The organism is Parabacteroides caecihominis (assembly GCF_023656785.1).
Classification (GTDB): Bacteria; Bacteroidota; Bacteroidia; order Bacteroidales; family Tannerellaceae; genus Parabacteroides; species Parabacteroides segnis.
The window spans coordinates 56,027-82,245 of record NZ_JAMOKS010000004.1; the positions used below are offsets into that span (position 1 = coordinate 56,027).

Here is a 26,219-nt window from a genome sequence, read left to right on the forward strand (position 1 = left end):
AAAATAATATAGAATATTAAAATTGAAAGATTTATGAAAAAAATATATGCACTCGCACTTGGATGTACTGCCCTTCTGGCAACGTCTTCCTGTAGTGACGACAAATTCACGGATCAATATCAGGACCCGTCAAAGACACAGACGGTATCATGCCCGGCCTTGATGGTTGGGGTATGGCAAGCCTCTAATACATGGATGAATCCAGTCTATTACAGATATTATGTATCTTCCACTACTTCCGGTCTCTTCTCTGGAATAATCGGTCATACAAACAGTAAAGACCGTTTTGCCGGTACCGGTCAGGGGTATTTCAACGAACGTTGGAGAAACTTTTACAACACTGTCACCCAGTATAGGGTATTGGAAACCGAATTCAATAACCTTCCGGAAGAAGAAAAAGAAGACTATCGTATCTTCTATCTGCTGGGACGTACAGTAATGGAAGAGCAACTTTATGAAGTTTGTTCCGCCTGGGGTGGAGTACCATTCTCTGAAGCCGGCACATTATGGGCAACAGGAGACGTAGAAGCTTCCAAACCCAAATACGATTCGGATATCGACTTGTATAAAATGATCCTGAGCGACCTGGACGAAGTCAACACATACCTCAACGGACGTTCGCTTACTGCCAATGCCAGTACTTACCTGAATGCAGAAGACTATGTGAACAACGGTGACATCACCTTATGGCGTAAATATGTGAATTCCCTGCGTTTACGTGTAGCTACTCACCTGGCTTCTAACGGCGACCTGGTAAGTGAGGCACGTGCTGCGATTAAAACGATGTTGGAAAATCCCGGTACTTATCCGATGGTAGATCTAAACTCTGATAATATCACAGTGACACAAACCGACGATGACCAGTTCGATTTTGACCGTGACCTGCAAAACGCAATCGAGAATTCAACTTACAACCGCATGTCCGGCCCAATGCAACGTGCACTGAATGCCAACACCAATAATCCGGACCCACGTTTGGAAGTCTTGTATGACAGTAACTGGAATAACGAATATATCGGCCTCGATCCGTCTGAAACACTCACGGAACAGGAAACGAATATGAGTATCTCTACGCATGGTACGGCTAAATATTACGCAGCCCTGGATACATCGACCTTCACCCGTAACCCCGGATTCCCGGGACTCTGGATGACAGCAGCCGAAGTTGCTTTCATGAAGGCGGAAGCCTATGCCAACAACTGGGCTACCGGTAATGCCAAGAGCGAATATATCAACGGTATAAAACTTTCCACTGAATTCTATTTCGATTTGAATTCAACCGGTACCTATCGTGACGCGCTGACTCCTCCTTCTACGGCTGTAGTAGAGGCATATGCCGAAACACAATGGGATGCCAGTAACCCGCAGAAGAGCATCCTGACACAGCGCTGGATCCATCACGGTGCCATCCAGGAATATGAAGCATGGAATGTTGTCCGCCGTACCGGATATCCGGAAATCTATTTCAAACGCGACCCGCAGTCTGTCGCAACTCCGCTTCCTCTGGACCGCATCCAGTATCCGTCTGACGAAAAGGACTATAACTCAGCCAACCTGAATGCCCATCTGGGAGGTAAGGAAGACAGCTGGTACGCTCCTTTGAACTGGATGAAGAGCAATTGGTACACCACTATTGAATAACAAATAAACAGAGAGATATCCACAGTAAATAATTACAACATAATTGATGGAAAATTGTGGAGTCGAAACCGCCCCGAAGTGATTCGCGGCGGTTTTTTCCATTTGTACAATTCCCTGATTTTCCCTATCTTTGCTCCCCGAATACAAAGGGGTGCTTGCCACGTACCGATACAGTACGTGCCGCAGGCTGAGATTATACCCATATTACCTGATACGGATAATGCCGGCGAAGGGAATTGTAAAACATGGTATACTTCTTCACACAACACACCTCTCCTATTCATTTATCAGGTTTTTAAACATTAAGGTAAAAAGGATGAAAAGTGTATTGATTATTTGTGCCGGATCTCTGGCAACATTCGCAGCAGCGGGAAACCGTCCCGACCCTGTCGATTCTCTCAAAATTTCACGTGACTTATCACTGGACGAAGTAGTCGTCACCGCCACTAAAGTAGCCAAAGGTACTCCGGTGGCTTACAGCGAAGTATCCAAAGACGAACTCAGCCGTAAAAACGACGGCCAGGGTATCCCCTACCTCATCTCCCAATCCCCCTCCGTCATCATGACTTCGGACGCCGGGACAGGTATCGGCTATTCGGGCTTCCGTATCCGCGGCACAGACGCCAACCGCATCAACATCACGGTCAACGGCGTACCGGTCAACGACTCCGAGTCGCACAGCGTTTTCTGGGCCAACATGTCCGATTTCGCATCTTCCGTCGATAACATACAGATACAACGGGGAGCCGGGACATCGACCAACGGAGCCGCCGCCTTCGGTGCCACCGTCGCCATGCAAACGCAAAAGCCGGACCTGAAACCGTATGCCGAATACAGCCTTTCGGCAGGTTCGTTCGGAACCGTCAAAAACTCAGTCAAAATAGGAACCGGGTTACTCCGGGATCATTTCGTTTTCGACGCCCGCTACTCCAACGTCCAAAGCGACGGATACATCGACCGGGCGACAGCCAATATGCACTCTTATTTCGGTTCTGCCACCTATTACGGCGACAACACCCTGGTCCGCTTCCAGACATTCGGCAATATAGAGAAAACGTATCAGGCCTGGAACGGTGTCCCTTCCATTTATCTGGACAGCGACCGGACCTACAACCCTTGCGGAGAATATAAAGAAAACGGAGTTAAAAAGTTTTACGACAACCAGACAGACAATTACCGGCAGCAAAACTACCACCTGATGGCAAGCCAGCGACTGAGCGACCTGTGGAATATGAACCTGACTCTCCATTACACACATGGAGAAGGATATTACGAAGACTATAAGCCTAATGAAGAATTTACAAAATATAAACTCCCCGAGTCTTATATCAACGGAAAAGGCGACACAATCGTCAAGTCCGACCTCGTCCGCCGCAAATGGCTGGACAACGACTTTTACGGTGTCGTTTACAGTGCGAACTATCGCTCCGAACGTCTCCAGATGAGCTTCGGTTCAGCTGTCAATAAATATGTAGGCGACCATTTCGGTCGTGTCATGTGGGTCAAAAATGCAGAAGCACTCCCCTCGCCTGACTACGAATATTACCGTAACAGAGGGAACAAACTGGATTATAACTTTTACGTAAAAGGCAACTACCGATTCCACCCCTACCTGAACGGATACCTCGACCTACAATACCGCGGCATCCACTATACGATCAAAGGAAGCGACGACAATACCGGTAAGGAAATCTACGTCAACAAAAACTGGAACTTCTTCAACCCGAAAGCCGGTATCAATTTCCAGAAAGGCGGTCATAATGCTTTCGTCTCTTTCTCCGTCGCCAACCGTGAACCCAATCGCGACAATTTTACGGAAGCCGCGGCCAACGAACGTCCTACCCACGAAACACTCTACGACTACGAAGCCGGTTACAGCTTCGGCAACCAGCGTTTCCGCGTCGGAGCCAATCTTTATTTTATGGACTACAACAACCAATTGATCCTGAGCGGCAAAATCAGCGAAATCGGTGAAGCATTGACCAGCAATATCAAAGACAGCTACCGCATGGGAATTGAACTGACCGGAGGCGTAAGTATCACCCACTGGCTGGACTGGAACGGAAACGTCACCCTGAGCCGCAACAAAATAAAGAATTTCACTCATTATATAGACGACTACGACAACGGAGGCCAGGCAAGCCACTATCTGGGAACGACCGACATCGCCTTCTCTCCCGGTATCATCGCCAACAGCATGTTCGATTTCAACCTGAAAGGATTCTCCGCCAGCTTCAACTCACAGTTTGTAGGCCGTCAATACATCGACAATACCTCCGCCAAAGACCGTTCCATCGATCCCTATTTCGTGAACAGCCTGCGTATCGGATACGTTTTCAAACCGAAGTTTGTCAAGGAGATCGGCGTCGACGTCACCATCAACAACCTCTTCAACGAGAAATATGAAACAAACGCCTGGGTATATACCTACATCAGCAAAGGTGTCGTCAACAAAGACGACGGTTATTTCACCCAGGCCGGCACAAACGCTATGGCCAGAGTAACAATCAGGTTCTAGAAAAATATAAATTATGGAGCAACTATTAGAATATTTCGGTGTCATTACAGGTTTTATCTACCTGTTATTAGAGATCAGGCAGCATAAAGCGATGTGGGTGGTAGGCTTCCTCACCTCCCTGGTCTACGTATTTGTCTTTTTCTTCTCAAAGATATATGCCGATATGGGACTGAATATCTACTATGTTGCCATCAGCATTTACGGTTTCAAAAAATGGACCTGTACGAAAAAAAGCGTCACCGAAGAGAAAGTCTCCGATGATCCGATTTTCTACCGTCATATCACCTGGCCGTTATTAGCAGGGATAGCTTCCGCTATCCTCGCTATATACGCCCTATTATATTACGTACTCCATAACTTCACAGACTCCCCCATCCCGATGGGCGACGCCTTCACCACCTCCGTCGGCATCGTAGCCACCTGGATGCTGGCCCGCCGTATCATCGAACACTGGATCTTCTGGGTAATCGTCAATTGCGTATCCGTTTATCTTTATTACCTCCGTGGCCTCTATCCAACCATGTTTTTGTACATTTGCTACGCAATATTGGCCATCGTCGGATATTTCACCTGGAAAAAGAAAGGAATAAATAAAGAACGGATATGAAATGTTGAAAATAAACTCTACATTTGTGAGGTATTACAAACTTATTAAAAACAAAACCTTATGAATGTAATTCTTAAATCTGACATTGAATACAAGCAATGGCTCACCGATCTTAAATTCCGTATACGAAACAGCCAAATCAAAGCGGCTCTGAAAGTTAATGCAGAATTAATCAATCTATATTGGGAACTTGGAAAGGAAATTGTTTCCAAACAGGAACAATCACAGTGGGGGGATGGCTTGATAAAACAATTAAGTACGGATCTGCAACAGGAATTTCCTGAGATGAAAGGTTTTTCCACAACCAATATCAAATACATCAAAAGATGGTATTCATTTTATAACCAGGACATTACAATTGGTCAACAAGTTGTTGACCAATTACGGGAAGCAGTTTCACAAATTCCCTGGGGACATAATTTACGTATTATCATTCAATGCAAATCCATTGAAGAAGCATTTTTTTATATACACAAAACAATTGAAAACGGTTGGAGCCGCAGTATTTTAGAATTACACCTCAAACAACAAGACTACCAACGAACAAGGCATTCCGTATCAAATTTTTCCCGCTTATTACCAACAGTCCAGAGTGACCTGGCCCAGGAATTACTAAAAGATCCTTACAATTTCGATTTTCTTACACTTACAGATAGCTATAAAGAACGCGAACTGGAAAATGCCTTAACCGACAATATCACGAAATTTTTAATTGAGTTAGGAGCCGGTTTTGCATACGTTGGCCGCCAGATACCTTTAAAAGTAGGTAATAAAGAATTTTATCTGGATTTACTCTTTTATCATCTGAAATTACGGTGTTATATTGTTATCGAGTTGAAAGCAACCGATTTCATACCAGAATATACCGGTAAATTAAGTTTTTACCTGACTGCTGTAAATGATTTATTAAAACATCAGACAGATAATCCAACAATCGGTTTACTGATATGTAAAAATAAAGATAGCTTTATTGCCGAATATTCATTGAAAGGAATTAGTCAGCCCATCGGCGTCTCGGAATACGAACTAACTCGCCTATGCCCGGAAGATTTCAAGGGAAGCCTGCCTTCAATAGAAGAAATTGAAGCTGAATTAAAAGAATAAAGTTTAAAGAAAGGAATAAATACAAATGGAAACATTATATGATTGTGTAGTAGTGGCTAACGGCAGTTTTCCGCAAACAGCGGGGCCGTTGGAATTATTAAAAGCAACACCCGTCATCATTGCCTGCGACGGGGCCGTGCAGAACCTTCATGAAAGGGGATTGGTCCCGTCGGCCATTGTCGGCGACCTGGACAGTATTCCTCCGGAAATGCTCCGGCTATATGCCGACCGTATCCATACCGTGGAAGATCAGGAGATAAACGACCTAACCAAGGCTGTACGCTTCGCCCACGCTTCCGGTTACCGGAAAGTACTGATTCTCGGAGCTACGGGACTTCGCGAAGACCATACGCTCGGAAACATCTCCCTGCTGACAGACTTTGCCCCTCTATTCGAAGTCGTGGAAATGCTCTCCGATTACGGTCGCTTCATCCCCGTCCTCCGGACAACAACGCTGCCATGCACACCCGGCCAGCAAATATCCATCTTTTCCATGTATCCCTGCGGAGAAATAACCACCGAAGGCCTCCGATGGCCCATCACCCGACGCCGCCTGACATCCTGGTGGCAAGGCTCCCTCAACGAAGCCCTGGAAACCGAGTTTACCCTCACCTTATCCCCCGATGCCCGATTAATCGTCTATTTCCAGTCCCCCGCATAATTTTCAATCTTCAATTTTCAATTAAAAAAAATGCCCCGGAAGGATAACCACTCACTTCCGGGGACTTAATACACCCTCAATTTTACAACTTAGTATACTTAACTGAAGCCTCACGGCTTCACCTTTTATGCTGGTAATTTATTCAGCTGACAAGCCTTCCATTCGGGGAAGCCATCGATCTGATCGTTCAACTGAAATAAGAGCTTGTCGTCGGCCACTTGTTTCAGAATAGTCTTCGGAGCAAGAGGCAAACGCATGTCGTCCACTTCAAAAAAAGCTTTCAACAAAACCACGTCATATCCGTCACGAACTATTTCCTTCTTTATTACAACCGGCACTTTCAACTGAGCCAGATAATAAGCGGAACGTTCATAGGCGCACCATTTATTTCCTTCCAGATACAGATGCACTCCGTTCTGGTTGTCAATCTCGTTTACTAAAACGTATTCGACTTGTGCAGCATGTTCCATATTATTATTTTTATGCTTTTCCATAAATCATTCTGATGCAAAAATAGACTCTATTTATTACAATTCCACACGGTATACATATCAATTATGCATGTTGAAACTATCAAATAAAGCATTGTCATCTCTTTTCTTCTGTAATTCTCTCAAATTAGCTGCTGCGTCTATCACACCGGCTTCTTTTGCCTGTTTCAGCAAAGTTTCCGCCCCGTCAAGATCACCTTCAATTAATTTTATAACGCCACGGGCATGGATTGCTTCAGCCGAATTACCTGCTTTCGACAGATATTTTTTAGCGGATTCGTAATCGCCTTTTCCTATAGAGATATTAGCAGCATTCAGATTAGCCACCGGATCAGAACTGTACATGCGTACAGCAATTTCAAATACATCGTTATATTCCTTGCTTCCCGTTTCATAGCTATTGGCTACGGCAAACATTTCACTCAGACTCAATTGTTGCGGACGGGTCTTGATTATCTCACGACCTTCTTCTACCGTAAACTCACGGACCGTATAGTCGATACGATATTCCGAGCGGCGCAACGACGGGAAGATATTTTTCAATACATAGCTGAAAGCAGATCCGCCTTTCAAAGCACGCAGTTTAGCCTCTTTCTGGTCGGGCTGCAAATCACTATTGATAATGCTAAGCACTTCATCGCGTGCCGGCATATCATAGTCTGCCTCTGCCTGCGCTTTGAAACCGGCCCAGTCTTCAGGTTCGTTTTCCAGCGTGAAGAAACTCTGCGGGAAATCATTCTTCGAACGGATATAATCGCGCAATGCCTTCACACGATTATCCGACAAACGGTCGTTGGAAGCATACGAACCTTCCGGCGAAGCATAACCTTTCAATATAATACCCTTCGGAGTGATATTCTTGTCCGACGTTACCGAACGGATCGTACTGTTGATCTTATCCAATTCAGACGCATTATTACGGAAGTCAGGCAAGATCTGCGATTTACCCACCTGGAAATCCAGATAAGCCGTTCCCACTTCGGCACGATGTTTCTCTGTTTCAGCCTCCGGCGAGATATATGCCAGTGTCGGCTGCACTTTATATCGTTCCGTCGGTGCCATACGGATCTTATCGGCGATCAGCAACGGACCCACTGCTTCTTCTTTTCCACATCCGCACAGATCCTGTGCCAATACAAAACGGGCATCTTTCATCCACGGTTCCCAGGCGATCGTCATTTTGTAAGGGATCACATGTTCCGAAGCATCACTGGCACGAAGCACCTGATAACGCGGTTCATCCTGCAAATTCTTCAACGCCACTTCGCGTTTATAGACTTTTGCACGGTTCTTCCCGTTCAGCAAGATGGAAGGAAGTCCTTCTTTCTGGTCTGCACTTTCCAACAGCGGAGTCAATGTCAATGACTTACGCGCTTCGATCAGGTCACCCTTCACCCGGATTGTTGCATCGATATAAAGTGAATCCCCTTTCTGCATCAGGTCGTTGCAAGCGACACTGATCGGACTGTTTCCCGTTTGCGCTCCTGTTGGAACCGCACCGGCCACCAACAAAGCGGCTGCTATATAGATATTCTTTCTGTTTTTCATTGTCCCGATCATTTAAAGAAATAAATAAAGGAAAGAGCTGCTTTTGTCACGCCGAAATAATCCTTGGTACGGCTTTTCTCGATAGAGCCGCAAACAGCACACGGATACTTGTCGTCCTCCAAATGCGCCCAACCCACACCGATCACAGCTTCCATACTCCACCGGTTACTCAGCAACCATTGATAACCATACGACAGACCTGCCCCATACAGATGTCCCTGATAACGGTGATTTTCCATATTATCACCCAGAATCTTCAGGCCGCCCACATTATAATCGGCATAATGAGCATGCACACCGAAGAAATGTCCGTTAAATTTCTCGCACAGCCAATAACGTGCTTCCGGCTGTACCAGCCAATGTTTAAAACGAGCTTCGTCTCCCAGCATCCAGCCGTTATAGTTACCGGACAAATCCAGCGACCACTTTTTGCTCAATCCGACCTCTACTCCCAGGTTAATGGTAGCAGTAGCATCGTAAAGCAAGTTAGACTTCACCGCAAACTTCTGTCCATAGACATTCGTCATACCTGCCAAAAGCAAAAAGAGGAAAAGTACTTTTTTCATATACATTATTATTATAATTTCATTTACCCTGCAAATCTAATTAAAAAGAAAGATTTTCAACGTTTACAAAAGTAGTTATTTACTTTATTCCCAATAATAGGCAAGTCTTTCAAGTTGATAGGGTGTTTCTACCAAATTAGCCGGTTTTGATAGAAACACCACCTGAGCTCTCATTTTCGGATAGGATTGCCGATAGATAGCAGTTGAAAAAGGCATAAAAAAACTCCGGGAAATATCCTGTTACAGATACTTCCCGGAGTTTCTTATAGTTTATCTATTCTATATAAGAGAAAATTCCGTTACAAATTCTCAAGCCATTTTTTGCCGGGCTTGGTATAAAGCCAAGCTAAAAAAGCACCGGCAACAACACAACCTATTGTAAAAAATAATGCTAGTCCGTTCATATCATTTCACTTTAATATTTTATTTCCAATATACGCTAATATATATGTTTGCAAAATTCCTACACAAATCATATACCAACTCATAGGATCTGCCATGTCTTTCTGTAAAACTAACATTTCACCTAAAACAATAGCAGCAAACGTCAGTTTAGCCAAGTCATAGAAGAATTTACTCAGATTCTCTCTACGAGATCTGTCCCTTTCCCGTCCTTCTTTCTTTACTTCCTGCTGTTTTTCCCAATTGCTCATACTGCAAATATGGTGATTTTTTTCGAATAGGAATGTATGAGACACATAAATATTTACTAAAACAAAACAGGCACGACCCCGTTATCCGGTTCGTGCCTGCTTTGTTAATCAGAGAAAGAATTGTGCCTATTCGATTTCCGGACGGTCGGAACCACCGCCTTCGCCACTGCCCGAACCGGTTTCATCAGTTTTGGGGATTTCGAACTTCTGGATGCTTACTTCGCTCAGCATGTCCTTGAAATAAGAACCCGGAGTGAAGATGATTTTACGATGGCGCAAAGCTTCCGCATTCACAGCCTCTTCCGTATCCTGGCTCTTGCTGCCGAAAGCAGGACGGAACGTCCCGAAATCACCCAGCTTCACCGACAAATGATTTTCCAGATTCCACATGATCGCATCGATCAGACCATCGGTCACCATTTTCACTACGCCACGGGGCGCCATACCAACCTTGGTTACCTGGTCGCAAAGAGCGGAATAACCTACTGTACCTGCCATCAACGGACGGGCTACATACTTCACTGCCTTGGTTTTATCAAACCCGAAAACAGTTTTCTTGACTACATACTTTAATGCCATACTAGTTATTATTAAATGATTATAAAAAAGGATATAATGAATTCTTTGTTTTCAATAAATAATCGATTACACTGCAAAGATATACTATGCTCAAAGGGGTAAAAAGCAATAAGAACAGGATATCAAAACACAATAACATTCTAATAAACAAAGCATTGATCTCAATAAAAACTCATAGAAGAAGCTTTTTTCCTGTTCTCACTGCTTCTCTGAAACAGCAATATTTTAGATACTTTAATACGTCACTTACTCCAGCGAAACCTATTCGATCTCCGGACGGTCTTCCGAACCGCCGCCCTGAGAACCGCCGGTTTCATCGGTTTTGGGGATTTCGAACTTCTGGATGCTTACTTCGCTCAGCATGTCCTTGAAATAAGAACCCGGAGTAAAGATGATTTTACGATGACGCAAAGTTTCCGCATTCACAGCCTCTTCCGTATCCTGGCTCTTACTACCAAAAGCTGGACGGAACGTCCCGAAATCACCCAGCTTCACCGACAAATGATTTTCCAGATTCCACATGATCGCATCAATCAGACCGTCGGTCACCATTTTCACTACGCCACGGGGCGCCATACCAACCTTGGTTACCTGGTCGCAAAGAGCGGAATAACCTACTGTACCTGCCATCAACGGACGGGCTACATACTTCACTGTCTTGGTTTTATCAAACCCGAAAACAGTTTTCTTAACTACATACTTTAATGCCATACTAGTTATTTTTAAATGATTATAAAAAAGGATATAATGAATTCTTTGTTTTCAATAAATAATCGATTACACTGCAAAGGTATACTATGCTCAAAGGTGTAAAAAGCAGTAAGAGCAGGACATCAAAACGCAATAACATTCTAATAAACAACGCATTGATCTCAACAAAAACTCATAGAAGAAGCTTTTTTCCTGTTCTCACTGCTTCTCTGAAACAGCAATATTTTAGATACTTTAATACGTTACTTACTCCGGCGAAACCTATTCGATTTCCGGATGATCTTCTGAACCGCCCCCCATAGAACCGCCGGTTTCATCAGTTTTGGGAATTTCGAACTTCTGGATGCTCACATCACTCAGCATGCCCTTGAAATAAGAACCCGGAGTGAAGATGATTTTGCGATGGCGCAAAGCCTCGACATTCACAGCCTCTTCCGTATCCTGGCTCTTACTGCCGAAAGCAGGACGGAACGTCCCGAAATCACCCAGCTTCACTGACAAATGATTTTCCAGATTCCACATGATCGCATCGATCAGACCGTCGGTCACCATTTTCACTACGCCACGGGGCACCATACCAACCTTGGTTACCTGATCGCAAAGAGCGGAATAACCGACTGTACCTGCCATTAACGGGCGGGCTACATACTTCACTGTCTTGGTTTTATCAAACCCGAAAACAGTTTTCTTGACTACATACTTTAATGCCATACTATTATTGTTTTATGATTACGAAACAAAAGTACAGCAGACTGTTCCGATGAAAACGGGATAGAGCGGTTTAGAGCGGAATAAGAAGGTTTAAATAGGAATAAATCGGTTTACTGCCATATATGTTCCTAATCGCAACCGTTTTTTCATCCAAACACCGTCATACCTTTGTTTCTCGATTATGTTACAAAGATAGGACACCGATCAGGGGCCAAGGGGACCCTACGGAAGGATACGGGAACATTCGGGTACTTTTTTCTTGAAAAAGACATAAAAACCCGAAAACAGTTTTCTTTATTACATTCTTTAATGCCATACTATTTTGTTTTAAATGATTATGAAACAAAGGTACGGCGGGAGGTTACGGCCTTGAAGACCTATGTGTTTTCACGTGACGAAACGACACTTTTTTTCATTTAATTGCACTTTTGTACCGTTAATTGGAAGTGATGGCAATATCGAAACAAGGAGTCTATAAAAAGAGATGAAACTATCCAGCAAAATTTAACATAAAAACTCCGAGAAATATCCTATTACAGATATTTTCCGGAGTTCTTACGATATTTTTATCGCATTATGACATTATCAAACTTTAAGCCGGATAAGTTTTATATCATCTGGTTATATTTTACATAAATCAGATTTAATCTACATCTTTCACACAACGTGTAACAGAACTGCTACTGCTTCCATTTAATGATACAATATTTGATTTATCCTCTGATTTCCAAAATGCGGTATAATAGACATCCTCTTTATATGTTAAATCAGAATAAGTACAAGAAGCTGTATTCCCTATAGAAGATGTTGAATATCCTGCAATCAAAGACAATTCACGCTGATTTGGTTTACGATAACCTGCAGGACATTTTCCTTTCACCGCTGTAGTTACCTCAAATTTCGTATATGGACGATTTAAATCTGCACCAGTATGTTCAGGAGCAGCAGTTATACTTGTTTCAAGAGTACTTCTCAGTGCAAGAGGATCCACGCGAGTTAAAACAATCTTCGTAACAATCCCATTATTATCTAAAGTTGCTTGTACGTAATCATCTACAGATTCATTTTCCTTTGGAACCCCAGTGTAATATCCTCCTAAATTTCTAGCACAGCGGTAATTGAATTTACTATTCTTCACATTATACAGAGTATTACCCGTAGCCGCACCTTCTTCCGCCCAAAATCGTACACCATTACTTGATATAAAGTGATTATTAGTCCTAAAATCCTCATCTGTTCCACCATCAGTTCCATCATTTGTTATTTTTTCTGGATCTTTTTGAAACAATCTAGCTTCAGGATAAAGTGCATCTTTACCCAACCACAATCCTGTATATTGGGTAGTAGAAGGCAGATACCAACGTATCTCATCCGCATCTATTTTCCCATTTCCATCCAAATCACGATTTCTTTGCAGACAAGCATATTCTGCATATCTCTTACTTTTCCACGAACCCTTTAACTTATTAAGACTTTCTGTTGTCCAATCTAAATAGTTCTCCCAGCCACCATTATCCTCTTCTTTTGAAAAGTCTAACATCTGAAATGTATTGTATCGTCCATTTTTTGAAGCTCTAGTACCTGAATTTTCCATCGGCATCCCCTTTGTCTCATCTACCGTCTCTATACCCCAAGCTGTACTATATCCATCTGCAGATTTATTATAAATCGTTTTAATGGAACGCTGGCTAATCATTATATTCGCAGTTGTAAGATTACTTTGTTTGTCCTGGCTAAATTTAGTATTGCAAAGAATATGCATCTTCCTATCTTCGACATTCACAAATTCTTTCCAATTTTTATCCCCTTCTTCATAATAATATTCATCAATAAAGGCAGTATAAGTAACTGATTTATCATCATTCTTTCCCTTCCAATAAGAAGATCCGTCATCATCTTTTTTATTATAAAGCTGTTGAAGCACCTGATCTATAGTCAAATAATGCTTTCCATCATCATTGGTAGGAACTCCCTCACCATTCACTGACACAGTTTTATTATTTCCCGGATATTTAGCTAATCCTGATCCAGCTGTTCTCTTCACAAACTTCACCCATTTATAATCATTTTTCATTGTAGAGGTAACTACACCTGTAGTAGCGTTAATAAGATATTTCTCTTCCCCTATAGTGTATGGAGTTGAAACGATTACTGAAAGATTTGTTAAGTCATTTTTTCTAAAGGTTACATTTTTTGCTTCATAATGTGCATCAACAGATATAGATTGTTCTGCTACCACTACAGAACCTTCTGCACCCGGTTGTTTTTCCTCAAATTCTTCACCTGGCTGAGAACTCTCAACTTCCAGTATAATATTTTTAACCCCAACAACTGTTACTTTATAGGTATAAATTGTATTACGCAAACTAGAAAAATCAGAAGCTATATCATTCACATATCCCAAATGAATAGTATATCGTACTTCTGCACTGGTTTTATCTCCATCTGAATAATCTCCAGTCAATACCACGTAAGTGGCATACGGATCTGCATAAGTGAAATCACCGTTTAACCCTGTATCATTTTTATCTTGTCTTTCCCGATCATTATAATCTGCGGGTGTTTTTATAGCCGTTTTCCTATTTTCATACATATAAAAAGAAAATGAACCACCTTTATATTTTGTATCCACAATAGTTGAGTTATCAAATGATTTCTCACTTGTATTGAAATAAGAAATAGAGGCATAATCAAAAATGGCAGAAAACACATTTGTATACTTAGGAATATTCACAACTTTCCAAGTCCTAGGTACAAATGTAATTTTGGAATCCTCTTGTACTCCTACCTTAAAAGTAACCCTCGAATCTACATGCGTAAGTTTAATCTCTCCCGCAAGTGATTTCCCACTCATATCTTTACTAACAAGGCAACTAGCTTCCTCTGCTAAAACATCAGCATTTTTTTCCACATAGGCTCCACTCATTAATAGATGTCCCCCCAATCGTTGATCTGTCTCTGTGTTCAATTCAGATACAAGTGTTTTCAAATCATTCACTTTTTTTATATCTGTTCCAAGTGTTTTAGAAAAATTTCCAGCTCCACCTTCTGTATTTGCAATTGCATAAATATATTTTTGTCCCGATGTTACCTCACAATTAGAAATAATTCCCTTTTTAGCGGTATTTCCCTCCTCATATTCTACTATACCTGTATATTCCAACTTTTTATCTTTATCAAAAATAAAGACACGAACATCATACACCTTATTTTCTTCTGTTTCCGGTAAAGCGGCTCTTGTAGTAACTTCAGGCACATCCTCACGTGTAAAAGCTAAACTCACCTCCACAGGAATACCTTCTTCTACTTTTGTGTTCTTCACAAAAGTTTCATCCGCACATGAATAAAGAAAAAAGAACCCTAATGCTAGTATTACATATATATATTGTTTCATTTTCTGATTCTATTTAGAGATTAAACATAACAAATACTATTCAAAAGACGGTATTGTAACTTCCTGCGTCCCCATATTTACAACCTCCCATTTAATATTTACACTAATAGAAGGAGTATATTTACCTTTGATTCTATACAAATTACCCTTTATAAATTTATTCGCATCGAACGGAAAGTTTTTAGTCTCATTACCCTGTTTTACAGATAAAATAATCTTTTTACTCGCATTGGTTTCATAGGTGTAAAATGTACCATTCCCGTTAATATCAGCCGAAGAATAAAACGTATTTTCTACTTTTTCTACACTAAATATTGCTACCTGAGATAGTGTATTTATACCAGAAATTTTTGCTAGAGAAAAACTGTTATCTTTAATGCCGTCATCATCAAATACCCCTTCATACTCTATCTTTGCACTTAACTGATTTAGCGAAATGGATATTGCCGCATTTGCCTGACCATAAGTTAGATCTGCAACGGATGTTCCTACCTTAACTAAAGATGATGATTCAAAAGATGAAGTGGTTAATGTCCCGTTAACATACTGATCATAAGTAGTCCAATTATCAAATTTCGAGTTATCTGCGTTTGCAACGATCAACACTTGTACCTTTTTAGCATCCTTTCCAAAAGTACGGACATTATTCAATGTTAAATTATATCCGGATAGATTACCTACAATATTATTCGTCAAACTCCCCATTGCAGCATCCGAAAAATCCTGAAAATGAATTCGATTTGTAGGTTTGTCACTTCCATCTACTTCAAAAACTGCCACATGGCAATTTTTAATTGTAAGTTCATCCTCTGTGGCATAAGTATAATTTGTAGCCGCTTTCGTTTGTATGTCACCTATGGATAAAACTAAGGAAACATCACAGGCCTGTTCACCATCAGGAATATCCGCCAACTCCTCTTGAGAGCAAGAGAACAACCCTCCTAACAAACCCAACATTAATGTTAATACATTTATTCTTAATTTCATAATCCAGTATTTTTATTTAATTACCCTATTAATTATTGTACGTGAATTCCAGGTTATGATCGGCATCATCATTATATTGCCAATCCAATGTTGCACACTTAACACCAACATTTACTGTAGCGTTCTTAATCTCCACTGATAACTTATATACATGATTTGCCAAAACCATATCCGCATAACCATTCTCATTTGGAGACTTAATTGTAAATTCACAAACTCCATCTTCTTTCCCATTGTTATATGTATAAGAGATTCTCAATGAAGTGGGTTGATTGCTATCCTTATTTTCATAAACATAAAAACGAGCATCAAAATATTTACCATAGTATCTTGCTTCAACTCCATTCTCGCCAGTTCCAGGTATTAAACCATCAGGGACATATATATAAGATTTCTCAAAACGATCATTCCCTTTATATTCAGAATCCATAAAAGTATACCTACATGTATTTTGAATTTGTAACCCTGTTACTTTGACATCATCATATTCACCATCTACTCCAATTATCTTGAATTTATCTAATTGAATGCGAGCAGATCTTTGTTTTACCGGAATAGTGATAACATTGCATTGGTCGTCCGTATGTACAAGATTCTGAGAAGATAATTTCAACGTCCATTCCTTACCTTCCTTTTTTGCATTTTCTTTTAATTCGTTGACCGTAATTGAACCAGTTTTTACATAAGTATTGGGATGTGTTTTCAAAACGACCTCTTCCAATTTTTTCAAAGAAGTACACTTCTGTAAATTAGAAACATCCTCTGTATAATCACCAATCTGAGCAAAGGCCACAAATCTTAAATTAGGCGTTTCGCCCTCAGGGACTTTCACTGTTATATGTTTTTGAATTCTTTTGGACTGGATTTCACCAGTACTCACCGAAGTTCCCGAAGGATAATTATTCGCATAATAATTAGCAATAACATCTCCCGCTTCATTTATCACTGCGATGAAACAGTTATTTACAGTGTTTTCACTTGGAGTTGGAGCTTCCCCCTCCTCTTCATAAGAAGATGTAGATGACTTAGTAGATACATTCTCCCCTGTTAACAATGATATATCAAAAACAGCATAAGAATCAGCCTTTTCAGGAGTAGGTGTATCCAAATCATTCAATATATCATCTTCCATCGAACAAGCGACAGCAACAAACAGGAAGCACAGAACCGATAGTATATTTCTTAGTCTCATATCCCTATACTTTATTTCGTTTACATTTTCATTTAACTTACACTGCAAAATTACGGGGATTATAAAGAAGTGGCGATAGGCGAAACTTTCAAGATTAAGGGGTAAAAATCGCAATAGGCAAGATTGATAGAAGTGCCTTTGCGAGACGATAGTAATACCAACAAAACAATTGATTTCTATCTATTTGATGGAGTCCATATCGTAAAAACAGAAATTTCTCATTTTGAGAGGCACACACATCAGGAATGAAACATATAACATTGTAATAAAAAAACAGAGATATGGAAAAGATCCATATCTCTGTTTTTGCCGTATGATAATACAATCTATTAATTCACATCATCCTCTGTCTGCTTGATCACTTTCCAAGGCTGTACATCAACAATAAAGCTAATGCAAGCATTCAGCATATTCTTATCCGGATTGTCAGTACCTTCGCCAGTCAAAGTTGCTGAAACTTTATATACATTATTACGCATTACACCTCCAGCACTGTCAGTGGATTTAATAGGAATTCTGAAATTGCGTACACCTTTAACCGGACCGTTATTCCATTCACCAGTAATAATCAATGTCGTATAGATTTCATTTGTACCACTCGAACCTAATTTATCACCATCCTTCGGATTTAAATCCTGTCCTATTGCATAATTTTGAAATTCAAAAACATAGAATCTTGCCATTTCCGGAGCATCTTCCGAAGCATTATCTGCGCCTTTAAATAAAACAGAATGTTCATTATTTATAACAACCCCATTTTCGTATTCTTTCTTTAATACATTTTTTTGTGTACCCGCAGCTAAATAATAATCAACGCGATCAATTGTTTCCGGATATCCGCGAAAGAAAGCATTTGTCTGATCATATTCTCCAGAAATATTCGTTTGGCCTAATACATTCTGCAACGCGAAAAGATCTTCTCCTAATAATTTAGAAGTATTACTTGCATTTGCAATCGAAACAGTTTTTACAGTAAAAGTTGCATCTTCATAATTTCCTGCAAAATTACAATCTAATCCTTCTAACTGGATACGAGCCACATAACGGGTCAAAGCAATTTTTTGTTGATCCTGAAGTTTTGATATCTCCAAATCACCACTACCACCCACAATAGGCTGTTTATCTGTATCTTTAGCTTGTTGTTCTACATTAGTAACTTTCACATCAGACGATTCTAATGTAATCCAATTGTCATAGTCAGTACCCGCAATCAATTTTTCAGCTGGAATAACTATCACTTTGCTTCCCATTGGTAAATAAGTAGTGCCACTTTTAACTCCATCAACAGAATAGCCATCAATCCCAGATATCAAACCATTTTCCAGTTCAGAAAACGTTGTGGGTTCTTTTGTTAACTTCACATTAGCCAACAGTACTACTTTCAAAGATGTTTTTGATATTTGACCAGCCTCTGTTGCATCCACTTTAACAATAATGTCTTCAATGCGGTCTATCGAACCTTCATCTGAAGATGTAATTGTTTGTTTCGCTGCCAACTTCTGTTCTCCTCCATCTGCATAAAACACATATGCCGTCAACGTATTGATATCAGCCTCATTATCCAACCCTTCCTCCGGATCTCCGGATGCTACAGACGACTTTGTGAGTTTGTTGGTATTCGAAGTTGCCAAGATAGATAAATTCGTATCAAACTGCTTATAGACCGGTTCATTTGGACCGTCATCATCTTTCGAGCAAGAAGCCAATGAGCCGACAACTAATGCGGTTAAAAATAAATGTTTGAGTTTCATATCTTTAATTTTTTATTTATTCGTTGGTATATTGTTAATCGATCACTACATCTTGATAAACCGGTCCCCAGTCAACCACTACCACGCGAACGATCAAAGAAGTTGGGTTTTCTGGATCTTCTGGGTTTTCTGGATCCTCCGGGTCTTCCGGGTCAAAGCTGTTTTCACCGAAAGTAACCCATACACGATAAACGTAGTTACGTTTGATCAGGTTATGACCATATCCTAAGTTTACACCGTTCAGATTAATCGGTGAAGAAAATGTCTTTGTCTGTGCAACATTGCCTGAAGCATTCATCAAGCTGGCTCTAATCTGAATACTGGTCGGAGCCGTTGTATCTGAATTTTCCATTACATAAGAAACATAGCTTGTCTCCGTTAATGAGTTTGCATCGTTAATTATAGAATTCAGGGAAGCAGCTGGAGAATTATCCAAATTCCCATCCACTTCTACCATACCCCATTCGGCTTCACTGAAATAATGTGCCTGTGTTTTACGATTAATCACCGAAACTTGTTCAACTCTTACAGAATTACCATTTAGCTTCGTTCCGGCAAATTTCGTATCTACGCTAATTAAATCTATTCGGGAAGCAACACGGGTTAAATAAATAGGAGAAGATATTCCGTTAACATTTTTATCTCCCATAGAAGTATAACCCAAATAGTTATCATCTTTTGCCAATGGTTTATCCGTATCAATCACCCGGCTACTCATTGCCAGACTAGTCTGTGATTGCGATTCCAAACCAACCAGTGCAGATTGAAAGCCATCATAAGAAGTAATACTGTTTACTACACTTTCAGGAATATTAGCAACTATCACAATACGGGCATTATTCGCTTTAGCAGGAACATCCGTTAATGTTGCCGTATATTCAGTCTTCACAGGTTCCCATTTCGAACCATATACCTCCGAACCGTCAGCACTAAACACTATCACAGCCAAATTGTTTATATTAGCTTCACCTTGCAATTCATTCTTGTCGTCCGGATTGTATGCTTTTGTCTTTACTCCGGCAGCTTTGATAGTGACAGTCAGTTTAGCATCAGCCGTCATATCAATTTTAGAATCATCGTCTTTTGAACAAGCCAAGCAAGCAAGCAAACAAGCACCTGTCAAAAAAAGATATTTAAGTTGTTTTATTTTCATGATCTGTCCTATTAAAATTCAATATGATCGTTTACTTCGCCCCAAGGACGTACCTGTACACGGGCTGATAAAGTTCCGTCTTCTGCAAATTCAAGTACGATATGGGTATTTTCACCGGCTTTAGTGGCAATCGGCTTGTTATCCTGGTCAAGCGTAGCACTGCCCAGATTAATACCATTGATATCAAGAGACACTCCCAGGCTGTCACCCGGACAAGCTGTTTGCAGATTCGGAGTTTTCCACTCACCTATTTTCTCATCACTAGCCACACTGGCCGGATTGTAATAGACACTGTCCCCAATCTGTTCTCCCTGGAAATCGAAGCCACTCAGTGTACGGTTCAGATAAAAATCACATTCCTTAACAGAAGATATTCCCTTACTTCTCAAACCATACTCCAGGTTTCTAGTTTCGATTGTTACAGAGCCAACTTTCGGGTGAACTACAATTTCTTTATTTTCAGTAATTCCTCCACTAGCTTTTGTTTGTACCTGTTGGATTCCAAAATACAAACTGTCCGGCAATACAGCCAAGCTATTCTGACTTTTCAGCATAACTTTCAATTCTTCGATTCGTTTGCTCTCGGAAACCTCCTGCTTGTCTCCCAACACATTCACATTTCCCCAAGCTACAATATTCAGTTTTCGGTTAGCCGGATAATTATCCAACACGATCTCATCATGTGAAATAATAAAATCCTTATCCAACACACGAGTTTCCAAATAGTTCTGATTTTCATCAAAGATATAGAGAGAGGCTGCTGATACATATCCTAATCCCGTAACATCTTCTCCCTTTATATTCTCTGCTCTCAGCCGAAGTTTATAACATTCTTCCAAATCCTCATTGACACAACCAGTTACCAGGACACATAGACAAAGTGCCGGAAACAAAAGTTTTTTTATTAATGATACGCGTTTCATAATGTTTAATTTTTTCCTGTTGGATGTATTCTGTTTATTTACCCTATTTATTCTACGTCTTCATGAATAATCTTCACATTCCACGGCAACACTTTAACCGATGCGCTCAGATTAGAGGAGATTGCTTTATCATATGGTTTCGTCGAACCGGATCCGGTAATTGTCAGCTCAATATTATAATTGAAATTACGGGTTACATATTCATGCTTTTCGGAGTCTGATTCAAAAGATCCTTTTCCAGGCTCATTCACAATCACGGTATAGAAGCTTCGTTGTGTTTGATAATCTGTATCGCCTTCATTCAGTTTGTATTTGAATATTCCGTAAACAATCAGCAAAGTATGATTCTTACCATTTTGATTCTGATATACATAGAAAGGTTTGCCTATCGGTGCACCATCTTCCCCTTCAAGTACAATATTCTTCTTGTCAAAAGTCATTTCCGGTGCATAAAATAAGCGGGCTTCTTCTTTAGCCTCTCCTTCTTTCAAAGCACCGATTTCATCCGCACCGGCGAAAGCGCCGCACCAATAAAAGTCTTTATCATCCATATCTGCAACTTCTGCAGATCCTCTTCCTTCTGTTTCCGAAGCGAGATATGATTTTGATTTGACGTTTGCCACATAAACTCCCTCCAACTCCAAAGAGGCGTCGATATACTCACTTTTAGGTGTAAAAATGATTTTATTTAAAAGAACACGGGATATATTACGATATAAAGGAATTGCTTTTTCCCCCAATGCAAAAGGAGAGACAGAGACCCCATTCGTTACCTCCTCAACTTCAGTCTTTGTATAACCAAGTAAATTGACCATCCCGCGTTGAGCTGTTATAACATACAACTCACTACTTGCTGTGACATTTATTTCTTTTTCTAAACTAGTCGTTTTGGCTTTACTTCCTAAAAAATCATTAATCGTAGAAAAAGCCCCATTTCCCTCAGAAACTGTTTTAAATTCACTCAGCACATTTTCCGGGACATTCGCCAAAATCAAAACTTTGACCGGTCCTGATTTCACTTCAATATCTTCAACCTTACTTATAGATAAGCCGTCGGCTGCTGTTTCAGTTTTAATAGCTTCCAACGCATCTGTATCATGTCCTTCATAAGCACCTGCATTAAATACAGCCACAGTCAATCGGGCAATTCGATTATCATCTACCGAGAAATCGCGACTATCAGCCTTTGTCAACGCCTTAAGCGGAGCTTTTTCACCCGTATTCACCAGCAATGACAATGCTGCATCAGGCTCTACAACAGGAGGCAAAACAGTACCTGGAGTATCTTCATTTCCACAAGCAAACAGAACGCAGACTGAAGCTAATGACAAGATATAATTAATTGGTTTCATATGTATTTAAATATTTATTTTACCCTTAGGTGTTACAAAGGTATATTATATGGAAAACAAGGGGTATAGGTGAGGCTATCTATATTGATAGACAAAAGTATCAAAGAATAAATTGATAGATTTACATATCATATTAAGAAAAAAAGAAAAGCCCTCCAAAGAAGGGCTTTTACTTTACTATTTAAAAGAAATTATTCGATTGTCTCTTCCTGACTAACTCTTCCCCAAGGAACCAATGTCACAGAAGCATCCATATAAGTTATCTCCTCTGTACCAGGTATTAAAGGATTCTTCGAACCAGGTCCTGAAACATTCAGAGACACATTATATTGAATATTTCTACGTACTCCTACTATTTCACTTATGTCTTTTATACCAAACTGACTCAAATCTATAATTCCGCTTGTAATCAACTTACCAACTTCAATAGTATAATATCTTGGCTCTGGATTTGCAGGTATTCTATTACCTTCAGCGTTTGTATAAGTATAGATTCCTTTTACAACTAACAAAGTTGGATTTGATTTGTCTGTATTTTCATAAGTGAAAAATGATGCAGCCCATTCCGGTTTAAAAGTGCGTGAATTATTAGCATCCTCCCGAGGTAAAGTCACTTTTACAAACTTTCCATCTATAACCTTACCTATAGGTTTCTTATAACCCTTAGCTTCGGCTGGAACTACATTTGCATCACGAACATAGTCTTTAAAGTTTCCTTCAGCAATTGTTGTGATATATTTTTCACCCGGTGCAATTTCATTTGCTTCCTCATCCCAATTGGCATACGTATCATAATCAACGCCACACAGGTAATTATCATCTACAAATTCTGTTACAGGCCAAATAGTATAAGAATCCGCTGCCATATGAGAATAACGTCTAGCATTCAAAATAAATGCCTCATCAATTTCAAACTTAGCGTTTGGATACTTCGGATTTTCAACAAGAGTAACCCTCTCCAAGTCTATCCACGAAACATTTCGATAAGCAGGAATCGAAGTCGTTATAGCTGCATCCAAATTATTACCACTTTCCTTTTCAACCTCGGCAGTCGAATATCCCAACATATTTTTCTCTCCGCGCAAAATAGATACTTTATAAAAAGCTGTATTTTGTGAAGATGTTGGATCAGAGGCAAAAGACTCTTCTGTTTCAGAAAAATCAATCGCAGCTAAAAGATCGCTTTTTTTCGTTATTTTCTTATCTGCATCTGTACCTGAACCAAAAGTTTCCGGCATATTTTTCAAAACAACTATTTCGACATTTCCTTCAGCCTCTGTCGGAACCGCAAATGCCTCATTAGCTTTACCTTCTGCTACAACATTTCCTGCATTGTCTATTACATAAACTTTAAAATCCTTTCCAGCAATAGCAGCTTTTGTTTTTATAACATTCGGACTAACCTGCAATAAAGTCTTCCCATCTGTATTTCCTCCCCCATTATCAATAGGATCGTCATCATTTGAACAAGCAACGAAAGCACATGCGATCATTGTACCGAATAACAAATTTCTTAGTTTCATATTCTTTATAAATTTAGAAGTTATATAATACGTTTAATAAATACTAGTTTAAGCCATAAGAGGATTATCATTTTTACCCTATACGATAATTCGTTTCCTGATGACATTGCAAAGGTATGGTGGTCCTAAAAAACTCTAAATAGGTATCAGTCTCAATTATCAGCGGTAAAACTCTAAATGTTTTTCAACGGGTCTTTTGAGACTTTTTGACACAACTGCAAGACTCTCAAAAAAGGGGTAAAAATCTCTTTTGAGGGTGGAAGGACAAGGAATTTTTAGCAGCCGCAGAAATAAATTGATTTTAAATGAGAAAGAGGACTCTGGCATGAGAAAATCACTTATCTTTGCCTGAGTAACATATAAAATAAAAGTAACTATGAAAAATCATTCTGCATTGGTTCATTTTGATTGGGCCGTCAAGCGCCTTTTGCGTAATAAGTCAAACTTTGTTGTGCTGGAAGGTTTTTTGTCCACTTTACTGGGGCAAGAGATACGTATTGTCAAAATGCTGGAAAGCGAAGGCAATAAAGAAACCTCGGAGGATAAGTTCAACCGCGTGGACATGCTTGCTGAAGACAGCAAAGGCGAACTTATCATCATTGAAGTTCAGAATAACCGCGAACTGGATTATTTCCACCGTATGCTCTACGGAGCATCCAAGGCCATCACCGATTATATCAACGAAGGACAGGAATATGGTATTATCCGTAAAGTATATTCAATCAACATCGTTTATTTTGAGTTAGGCCAGGGAAAAGATTATGTCTATCATGGAAAAACAACCTTTAAAGGTATCCATTACAATGACGTTCTTCAACTCTCTGTCCGGCAGAAAGAGCAGTTTGTCCGCCACGAAGCCGGCGATATCTTTCCTGAATATTACGTATTACGCGTGGACGGCTTCAACCAGCAGGCCAAAACCCCGCTCGATGAATGGATAGCTTTCCTGAAAACAGGCGAGATCGACCAAAACAGCACGGCTCATGGCCTACAGGAAGCTCGCGAACGCTTGCGCATAGACCAGTTAAATGAGAAAGACCGGCGACAATATTATGCAGATATGGAAGCACTGCGTTATCAGCGCAGCGTGATCAAAACTGGCTGGATCGAAGGGAAAGCGGAAGGAAAAGCAGAAGGTCTTGCCGAAGGGCAACGTCTGATCGCAACCAATTTTAAAAAGCAAGGAATCTGCATCGAAACGATAGCCCAATGTACCGGTCTGTCCATAGAAGAGATAAACGAATTATAATCCATTCTATTATACGGCTTGTTTTCATTAGCTTTGCAGAATTATTAATCATAAAAAAATACCTATGAACAGAGCAGAACTCATTGTGGTTTTAGCTGAAAAGTCCGGATTGAGTAAACAAAAAGCAAAAAAAGTCCTGGGATCTTATTCCCACCTATACAACCATCCTAATCAGAGTCACTTGACTATTACAGATTTATTGACTGGCTTTAACACACACCCTACCCCCTCTCAAGAGGGGAGCCAGGTACAACCAGTCACTAAACTGATAGTTTAAATCTTTCTAAATGCACATCATTTATAGATTACCATATTGACACATTTTCACCCGACAAACCATCATGACGGAAAGCGGTTCGCAGAATATCAAAATGCTATTTTAAGTGGTTATTGAAGAGATTATATCGACATACGGCAGAGATAGCGTTTTTTATGCAACTCTCAAAGAGTTTAATTTTATCAGATTGACAGCAAATAGCAGGACTGTAATATTACTTAAAACTAAAAAACAGGCTATTCGAAACTTTTTTTCTGATAAATACAGAAAATACCCCCAATTATATCACTCACATCACAACTTGTTTTTCGAACATTCCAGAAGAATAAAATGTCGTAAAACATAGAATTTGAGGGTAAAAAATCTTCCCGAAATCCACCGATTAACTTATATTCACATTGATTTTTGCTTTAAATAAACCGTCAATCCATTTAAAACGAAAAAAAATTCGTTTTAAACGAGATGGCAATTTCTCTTAAACGAACTGGAAGCGGGCTATAGCAGAATCAAATCGTTAATTATTGTAACAAAAAATCTTCCGAAAGACCAATTCCGGAAGATTCTCTAGTTACCACATAAAGTATTTATGCAGCATATTGATACATAAATCAAATTATTCAAAACATTT

The 26,219-nt window shown here is 40.1% G+C and carries 21 protein-coding genes and 1 riboswitch; of the genes, 6 read left to right on the forward strand and 15 right to left on the reverse strand.

Annotated elements, in window-relative coordinates:
• The first annotated feature begins 33 nt into the window (after positions 1-33).
• From NBH14_RS04090 to NBH14_RS04110, 5 genes are all read left to right on the forward strand, one after another.
• Positions 34-1,641 (forward strand): SusD/RagB family nutrient-binding outer membrane lipoprotein, encoded by a 1,608-nt coding sequence (locus tag NBH14_RS04090; RefSeq protein ID WP_186959887.1) that lies wholly within the window; start codon positions 34-36, stop codon positions 1,639-1,641.
• A 137-nt stretch (positions 1,642-1,778) separates the two neighbouring features.
• Positions 1,779-1,894, forward strand: a riboswitch (TPP riboswitch).
• Between the two features lie 63 nt (positions 1,895-1,957).
• Positions 1,958-4,159 carry a TonB-dependent receptor gene (locus tag NBH14_RS04095; protein WP_186959888.1) on the forward strand — a complete coding sequence of 734 codons (2,202 nt, stop codon included), beginning with the start codon at positions 1,958-1,960 and terminating at the stop codon, positions 4,157-4,159.
• A gap of 13 nt (positions 4,160-4,172) precedes the next feature.
• Positions 4,173-4,766, forward strand: a complete 594-nt coding sequence (pnuC, locus tag NBH14_RS04100) for a nicotinamide riboside transporter PnuC (RefSeq protein ID WP_186959889.1) — start codon at positions 4,173-4,175, stop codon at positions 4,764-4,766.
• A 60-nt stretch (positions 4,767-4,826) separates the two neighbouring features.
• On the forward strand, positions 4,827-5,870 hold the full coding sequence (locus tag NBH14_RS04105; protein ID WP_186959890.1) for a PDDEXK nuclease domain-containing protein: 1,044 nt from the start codon (positions 4,827-4,829) through the stop codon (positions 5,868-5,870).
• Between the two features lie 25 nt (positions 5,871-5,895).
• Positions 5,896-6,531, forward strand: coding sequence for a thiamine diphosphokinase (locus NBH14_RS04110; protein ID WP_186959891.1), 636 nt, complete (start codon positions 5,896-5,898; stop codon positions 6,529-6,531).
• 125 nt (positions 6,532-6,656) lie between these two features.
• On the opposite strand, the gene NBH14_RS04115 is transcribed toward NBH14_RS04110, so the two are convergent.
• From NBH14_RS04115 to NBH14_RS04185, 15 genes are all read right to left on the reverse strand, one after another.
• A complete protein-coding gene (locus NBH14_RS04115; RefSeq protein WP_250817152.1) occupies positions 6,657-7,025 on the reverse strand; it encodes a hypothetical protein in 369 nt (122 codons plus the stop codon).
• A 57-nt stretch (positions 7,026-7,082) separates the two neighbouring features.
• Positions 7,083-8,570: a DUF3868 domain-containing protein gene (locus NBH14_RS04120; RefSeq protein WP_186959892.1), complete on the reverse strand. Its 1,488-nt coding sequence runs from the start codon at positions 8,568-8,570 to the stop codon at positions 7,083-7,085.
• An 8-nt stretch (positions 8,571-8,578) separates the two neighbouring features.
• Entirely contained in the window at positions 8,579-9,136 is a 558-nt protein-coding gene (locus tag NBH14_RS04125; RefSeq protein WP_007655282.1) for a DUF3575 domain-containing protein, read from the reverse strand.
• Between the two features lie 410 nt (positions 9,137-9,546).
• The gene (locus NBH14_RS04130; RefSeq protein ID WP_128134716.1) at positions 9,547-9,789 is read right to left on the reverse strand and encodes a DUF6722 family protein; all 243 of its coding nucleotides are present in this window, start codon (positions 9,787-9,789) and stop codon (positions 9,547-9,549) included.
• Between the two features lie 126 nt (positions 9,790-9,915).
• Complete coding sequence (locus NBH14_RS04135) at positions 9,916-10,368, reverse strand: HU family DNA-binding protein (RefSeq protein ID WP_007655285.1); 453 nt, start codon at positions 10,366-10,368, stop codon at positions 9,916-9,918.
• Between the two features lie 261 nt (positions 10,369-10,629).
• Positions 10,630-11,079, reverse strand: a complete 450-nt coding sequence (locus NBH14_RS04140) for an HU family DNA-binding protein (protein WP_186959893.1) — start codon at positions 11,077-11,079, stop codon at positions 10,630-10,632.
• Positions 11,080-11,340: 261 nt separating this feature from the next.
• Complete coding sequence (locus NBH14_RS04145; RefSeq protein ID WP_186959894.1) at positions 11,341-11,790, reverse strand: HU family DNA-binding protein; 450 nt, start codon at positions 11,788-11,790, stop codon at positions 11,341-11,343.
• Positions 11,791-12,433: 643 nt separating this feature from the next.
• Positions 12,434-15,184: a DUF4906 domain-containing protein gene (locus NBH14_RS04150; protein ID WP_186959895.1), complete on the reverse strand. Its 2,751-nt coding sequence runs from the start codon at positions 15,182-15,184 to the stop codon at positions 12,434-12,436.
• A gap of 36 nt (positions 15,185-15,220) precedes the next feature.
• Positions 15,221-16,171 carry a hypothetical protein gene (locus tag NBH14_RS04155; protein ID WP_186959896.1) on the reverse strand — a complete coding sequence of 317 codons (951 nt, stop codon included), beginning with the start codon at positions 16,169-16,171 and terminating at the stop codon, positions 15,221-15,223.
• Positions 16,172-16,199: 28 nt separating this feature from the next.
• Positions 16,200-17,363 (reverse strand): hypothetical protein, encoded by a 1,164-nt coding sequence (locus tag NBH14_RS04160; RefSeq protein WP_186959897.1) that lies wholly within the window; start codon positions 17,361-17,363, stop codon positions 16,200-16,202.
• Positions 17,364-17,692: 329 nt separating this feature from the next.
• Positions 17,693-19,114, reverse strand: coding sequence for a fimbrial protein (locus NBH14_RS04165; protein WP_186959898.1), 1,422 nt, complete (start codon positions 19,112-19,114; stop codon positions 17,693-17,695).
• A gap of 34 nt (positions 19,115-19,148) precedes the next feature.
• Positions 19,149-20,267 carry a fimbrial protein gene (locus tag NBH14_RS04170; protein ID WP_186959899.1) on the reverse strand — a complete coding sequence of 373 codons (1,119 nt, stop codon included), beginning with the start codon at positions 20,265-20,267 and terminating at the stop codon, positions 19,149-19,151.
• Positions 20,268-20,278: 11 nt separating this feature from the next.
• Complete coding sequence (locus NBH14_RS04175; protein ID WP_186959900.1) at positions 20,279-21,190, reverse strand: FimB/Mfa2 family fimbrial subunit; 912 nt, start codon at positions 21,188-21,190, stop codon at positions 20,279-20,281.
• Positions 21,191-21,237: 47 nt separating this feature from the next.
• Complete coding sequence (locus NBH14_RS04180; protein WP_186959901.1) at positions 21,238-22,542, reverse strand: fimbrial protein; 1,305 nt, start codon at positions 22,540-22,542, stop codon at positions 21,238-21,240.
• 191 nt (positions 22,543-22,733) lie between these two features.
• Positions 22,734-24,065: a hypothetical protein gene (locus NBH14_RS04185; RefSeq protein WP_186959902.1), complete on the reverse strand. Its 1,332-nt coding sequence runs from the start codon at positions 24,063-24,065 to the stop codon at positions 22,734-22,736.
• 376 nt (positions 24,066-24,441) lie between these two features.
• Here NBH14_RS04185 and NBH14_RS04190 point away from each other — a divergent pair, with 376 nt between their 5' ends.
• Positions 24,442-25,314 (forward strand): Rpn family recombination-promoting nuclease/putative transposase, encoded by an 873-nt coding sequence (locus NBH14_RS04190; protein WP_186959903.1) that lies wholly within the window; start codon positions 24,442-24,444, stop codon positions 25,312-25,314.
• Positions 25,315-26,219 lie beyond the last annotated feature (905 nt).